Annotated in this window: 6 protein-coding genes; 3 read left to right on the forward strand and 3 right to left on the reverse strand. The window is 46.9% G+C overall.

Annotation, left to right across the window (positions count from 1 at the left end; genetic code table 11):
* Window positions 1-366 precede the first annotated feature (366 nt).
* Window positions 367-897 (reverse strand): orange carotenoid protein N-terminal domain-containing protein, encoded by a 531-nt coding sequence (locus J0895_RS18375; RefSeq protein WP_207089457.1) that lies wholly within the window; start codon window positions 895-897, stop codon window positions 367-369.
* A 236-nt stretch (window positions 898-1133) separates the two neighbouring features.
* Between J0895_RS18375 and J0895_RS18380 the strand changes: the two genes are divergently transcribed.
* The 3 genes from J0895_RS18380 to J0895_RS18390 all read left to right on the forward strand — a co-directional run bounded on the left by J0895_RS18380 (window position 1134) and on the right by J0895_RS18390 (window position 4146).
* On the forward strand, window positions 1134-1349 hold the full coding sequence (locus J0895_RS18380; protein ID WP_207089458.1) for a hypothetical protein: 216 nt from the start codon (window positions 1134-1136) through the stop codon (window positions 1347-1349).
* A gap of 244 nt (window positions 1350-1593) precedes the next feature.
* Window positions 1594-2739 carry a hybrid sensor histidine kinase/response regulator gene (locus J0895_RS18385; RefSeq protein ID WP_207089459.1) on the forward strand — a complete coding sequence of 382 codons (1146 nt, stop codon included), beginning with the start codon at window positions 1594-1596 and terminating at the stop codon, window positions 2737-2739.
* Window positions 2740-3036: 297 nt separating this feature from the next.
* A complete protein-coding gene (locus J0895_RS18390) occupies window positions 3037-4146 on the forward strand; it encodes a peptidoglycan-binding domain-containing protein (protein WP_207089460.1) in 1110 nt (369 codons plus the stop codon).
* 37 nt (window positions 4147-4183) lie between these two features.
* On the opposite strand, the gene J0895_RS18395 is transcribed toward J0895_RS18390, so the two are convergent.
* Both J0895_RS18395 and J0895_RS18400 read right to left on the reverse strand, forming a co-directional pair.
* Entirely contained in the window at window positions 4184-4639 is a 456-nt protein-coding gene (locus J0895_RS18395) for a Fur family transcriptional regulator (RefSeq protein ID WP_207089461.1), read from the reverse strand.
* A gap of 525 nt (window positions 4640-5164) precedes the next feature.
* Window positions 5165-5917: sigma-70 family RNA polymerase sigma factor (locus J0895_RS18400; protein WP_207089462.1), on the reverse strand; the 753-nt coding region annotated here is incomplete at its 5' end.

Here is a 5917-nt window from a genome sequence, read left to right on the forward strand (position 1 = left end):
ATTGAGGAGGGGGAGCCAGAAATCTCCCAATTAGTAGTAAGGAGCTTTCTGCCTCTCGCTTCTTTTGAAAAGTGTCCGATTCATTTTTGTGGGGCAGATTTATACAGATGTTACCTTTGAAAGTGGGGGGTTAACCCTAGCACTGTCAAGGTGGTAAATTTAATGACGAAAAATCGTTGTTTCATGTAGGGGTTTGGTCTTCAAACCCTCTGATCTAATGTAGGGGTTTGGTCTCCAAACCCTCTGATCTAATGTAGGGGTTTGGTCTCCAAACCCTCTTGAGGCTTTTATATCCCGAGGAAAATAGACAAATTGTAAGGACGCACCGCAGTGCATCCCTACAAAGTTTATGGTCGAGCATTGAAATTATAAGCTGGGGGTTACACCCGTTTGAGCTTGGCTGGGCATTTCTCCCACGGCATCGTAGCCCATTCCCCCAGCAATTTCTCGTAAAATCGAAATTTGCTCCTCGAATTCTGCCTTTTCTATCTGAGACAGAAGGCTATCGGTTTCCGGGGTAGATTTGTAATCGTTCGGCATATCTACAATGCGATCGCCCATTCCCACTGCCCAGGCATACCAGGCGACTAATTGATTATTAGCGGATAAAGCCCCATAAGCATGGGAATAAACCGTATCTTTCCGCTCCACAATATCCCGCATGATCTGAAGCTGCTCATCCTCAGAGAGGTTGTAGTAGTCATCCATCAGCATCGGTGCAATGTTGGGTTCGGCTGCCCCGGGCGCGGCTGGAGTAATGGAATCTCCCATTTTCTCGTAAATCCAATAGAGTAAAGCCAATTTGTCATCGGTACTCAATTTTTCAAAATCATTAACCAGGTTTTGAGTTTTTTGGGAACGAATTTGGCTTTTTCCTGTCAAGTTGGAAGCGGTCATAAAGAATATTCTCTTTCTATCTATCAACTGGTCACAAACTTATTGTTACAAAACTTTAGGTTAAGTGTCAATCTATCTTTTGATAAACGACACTTTTGGTCATTTAACATTTTTATATCTATAGACAGATTTTCAGTCATTATTCCTCGCAATTTACGCAAAATTTAACCCTTAAAAATTCTGTCATCTATCCCGAGACAGAACCCACGTTGATAATTTTTCCCTAAATTATTTCATTGGATATAAAAACTAGAACCGATCGCCATTGTTTCATTCCCAGCATTGCTGGCCCCGGATTACCCTGGGTTCTGAACCCGAAAGTCTCCCCCACAGCCGATTATTTCTTTACTTGGAGAAAATTACGCGGGTTCGGAAGGGTGGGGACCTCCTGGGGACAATTCGGGATTGAGTGCGATCGCCGGACGCCCAAAAAGTTCGGACCCAAATTTTAGGCACTCGGGAATTCCAGACATTGCATAGAACTAGAGGTAGCAACAGTTCTTTCCACGATTAGCCCACTATCAAACGCTCAAAATCCAAAGCAAAACCAAGAAATATCCATTAGCCAACCCCATACCCTAAGCAAAATCCGATAAAATCCATCTAAAGAGCGAGAACATCAAAAGCGTTAGGGTGAGACAATCTCTTTACCACCCAAACTGCTTTTTTGAGCCAAGTCCAAATTTTTATAGATAAATGAGCGATCCCTCCTTGCCTCAAAACCAAACAACAGACCGCATCCTGGTTGTCGATGACTCTCCTGATAATGTCTTGCTCGTCAAGACGATTTTGGAAGAAGAGGGATATGACATCACTCAGGCGGATAGCGGCTATGTCGCTTTAGCACAAATTGATGAATCACCGCCCGACTTAGTATTGCTGGATATTATGATGCCGGGAATGGATGGCTATGAAGTCACCCGACGGATTCGTGACAACAAAAAGCTGCCCTTTATCCCCATTTTGCTGATCACGGCTCACGATCAACCCAGTGTGGTTGAAGGATTAGATCTAGGGGCCGATGATTTTATCCGCAAACCAGTCGAACTCGATGAACTCTTAGCGCGGGTGCGGAGTTTGTTGCGCCTCAAGCATAGTGAAGACGAGCGGGATGAAATCGCCCGTCAGCGAGAGGATTTCGTATCAAGGCTCACCCATGATTTGCGAACTCCATTAGTCGCGGCGGATCGAATGTTGACCCTGCTTAAACAAGAAGCCCTCGGACCGATTACACCTCAGATGGAAGAAGTCTTCACCACGATGGTGCGGAGTAACCAAAATCTGTTGAAGATGGTGAATACGTTGCTGGAGGTGTATCGTTACGAAGCGGATCGGAAAAATCTGAATTTCTCATTGGTGGATATGCCTCAATTGATTCAGGAAATTATCGAGGAACTGGTGCCGATGGCCCAGGAGAAAGAAACCGAAATTAAGATCAAGTATGGTACGGCGGTGAATGGAACCGGCAAAACTTCGGGTTTGGTCCGGGGCGATCGCCTAGAATTGCGTCGCCTTCTGACTAATTTAGTGGGTAATGCGATCAAGTTTACCGACAATGGGATAATCGAGATTCACATCACGGAAGATGAGACTCGTAAAAATACAGGGGGTCCTAACTGGATTGAGATCGCGGTAGCTGATAACGGCGCTGGGATTAGCGAGGCGGAGCAAACTCTATTATTTGAAAGGTTTCTTCCCGGCAAGCATAAGCGATCGGGGAGCGGTTTGGGTCTGCACCTGTGTAAACGAATTACCGAAGCCCATAATGGAACGATTGATGTCCAGTCAGTCCTAGGCAAAGGTAGCGTCTTTAGTGTGCGCTTACCTGCTTGGAAAAATTGATAAATTCAGGGATGATTGTAGCTTAAGCATGAGCTTAGGGTGTCAAATTCAAGGGCAAATTCAAGGGTTATAATTGCTGTTATTTAACATCCCTTATCGAGAGAATATTCAAGAATCTTACAGAAGGGAAAAGTGGCGATCGGTCGGGACTGCTATCCCCAGGAGGAAGGGGGTAAATGTTCCGGCATCAATCCCTTGTTAAATCAGGGTGGAATGGGGTATGGAAATTACCGGGTGTCGATAAAAGCTGCTATAACAGTTGCAGATGTATTTTGACTCCACCTTAACGACACCACTATGGAAACTTTTGCCTATCTTCAATTATTCCTCGTTTATGATGCTCCTCCCGCCCCCTTAGAACCTCTGGTTCCAGGGGTGAGAAAATTTTTTGCAGAATTCAAGGGGAAAAAATTCTCTAGTGCGGGGTTGATTCGCTGGTTCTCTGTGGCCCTGACTGTCGCACTCCTGAGTATGGCAACTCAGGTTTTGGCCTACCAACGGGGGGATCAGAGTGAAGCGGTGCGCTCGATCCAAGTGCGCTTACAACAGTTAGGCTATTTTAATGCGGAGCCAACTAGCTTGTATGGTGAGATCACCGAGGACGCGGTGAGGCGTTTTCAGCGTGATAATAGCCTGCCGGTGACAGGGAGAGTTGATCCTCAGACGTTAACGGCGATCGAGCGATTATTACGACCGGATCCAACGTTTGGTCAAGTTACACAGGTGGGAACGAGCAATCAAGAGCTTGGTTTTGGAGACTCGGGTCTACAGGTGAGCGCCCTCCAGGACCAGTTACGACAATTAGGGTATTTGAATCGTGCCGCTACAGCTCAGTTTGATGGTGAGACACAACAGGCGGTTTTGCGCTTCCAACAGGCATTTAATATCCAGCAGACGGGACGGGTGGGACCGACGACTCGTGGGGTCTTAGACCGACAATTAGCTCGGATTCCGGCGACTCAACTCGGGCAACCTGTAACGCCAGTCGCCACCGGAAACTCGACTGGGATGTTGAAGCTAGGCGATCGCGGTATTGCGGTGAAATCTCTTCAAGAACGGTTAATTACAGCAGGCTATGCGATCGGGACCGCCGATGGCATCTTTGGCCCCCGCACGGAAGAAGCCCTCAAACAGTTTCAATTAAGTTTTGGGTTAGTTCCCACTGGGGTTGCGAGTGCTGACACTCGCCAAGCTTTGGATCGCAAGTTTTATGTCGTTGTAATTCCTAAACGCAATACTTTGGCCCTCAGTGCTATCCGTGAAATTTTTCCCGATGCGTTTGAGGCCGAGAACCGATTAGGTAATTACATTCATGCCGGTTCCTATCTGCGCCGGGAGGTGGCTGAAAACCGCGCGAAACTTTTAAAACAACGTGGGCTAATCGATACTCGCGTGGCTTATTTCTAGTTAGCAGTTTTGGGGGTAGAAGTGTTAAGTTCTGCCCCTAAATTGGCACTAATGCCCGCTGGCAAGTAGGACAAACCGCATGGATGGTGAGTTGACAATCGAGCAGATGGTATCCTTCTTTGGTGGTGGTTTTAACTCCAACTTTTAAGATAGAGTCGCTTTTAAATTCAATGGTTTTGTTACATCTGACACAAATTAAATGGTGATGATGGTGAGGATAGGGTTGATTAATTTCATAATGTTTGTGGCCTTCTGCTAACTCTAATTCGCGTAAAATTCCCATCCTCGCCATTAATTTGACCGTGCGATAGATGGTAGACAAACTGATTCCCTCTCCTTCCTCTTGCAAAAGTTCGTAGAGGTCTTCAGCACTCAGATGCTCACCTTTCGGAAGGTTTTGAAACACTTGTAAAATCGTTTCTCGTTGCGGGGTTAAGCGCCAACCCCGTTCGTTTAATTCAGCTTTAAGCGAGGACGCTGTGTAGAAAGACATAGCAATCTTTTTCTCTTCTCAAGAAACCCTCTTTATTGAGAAGGATACACAATAAATTGAGAATTTGCAACAAAGCTGGCTTATTGAGAATTATTAGCACCAACTCAATCGGCGAGTCTCTAATCCCTCAACGTCATAAGGGGTAAGCATTCTGGAATTGTTGAAGCGGACCGGGGGAATGAGGGGCCATTGTAAGTGAACCGGGTTAGTTGTTGAGACACCGGGTACAAAATCCCCACTCTGAGCGCAGTCTAGGAATTTTTCGCGGTCAGAATGTTAAGTTTTGTAACAATTTCAAACCGGCCACAACTTCCTTATTCTGAGCTGGTCCCCCCCCGCGCAAAAATCGCCTTCCAGACTGAAGAAAGGCGATCGCAATATTAAGCAGTAGATAGTCCCCCTTGTGATAGCAGTCACGGGGGATAAAGTTATTTGAGATTCCACCAACCACCCTGACTGATGAGGCGATCGCGCCATTGCTCACTGGGAGTCCAAAAACTCCCCTGAAGCGATGAGCGTTTCCCTCTAACTCAACAATTCCAGATAATCTCGGACGCGGTTGCGTCGCTTCGGCTGCCGCAACTTTTGCAGGGCCTTGGACTCAATTTGACGGACTCGTTCCCGCGACAGGTCCAGAGCACGACCAATTTCTGCTAAGGAGTAGGGATGTCCATCCGTCAATCCAAACCGCATCCCAATCACATCCCGTTCCCGACTGGTTAAATCCGCCAGGAGGTGATGTAACTCCCGATGCAAGGCTTCTTGCATCAACTTTTCTTCCGGAGAGATATCATCGGTTTCGAGTAAATCTCCCAGTTCCGTATCTTTTTCCTTGCCCACCTTGGTTTCCAAGGACACAGACCGAGGAACTCGTAATAAAACTTCCCGGACTTGCGCCGGAGTCATCTCTAATTCCTTGGCAACATCTTCGATGCTGGCAGTTCGGCCTTTTTCTTGGGAGATCTTGCGCTGGGCTTTTTTAATTTTATTGAGCTTTTCGGTAATATGAACCGGCAAGCGAATGGTGCGACTTTGGGTGGCGATCGCCCGGGTAATCCCTTGACGAATCCACCAGTATGCATAGGTGCTAAACCGATACCCCTTGGTCGGATCGAACTTATCCACCGCCCGTTCTAAACCCAGGGTCCCTTCTTGGACTAAATCCAAAAGCTCTAACCCTCGGTTTTGATACTTCTTGGCCACCGAAACCACGAGACGGAGGTTGGCCTCAATCATGTGTTCCTTCGCGCCAATTCCTTCAGTTTGAGTGCGTTCCAG

The organism is Phormidium pseudopriestleyi FRX01 (assembly GCF_017313335.1).
Lineage (GTDB): Bacteria > Cyanobacteriota > Cyanobacteriia > Cyanobacteriales > Laspinemataceae > Laspinema > Laspinema pseudopriestleyi.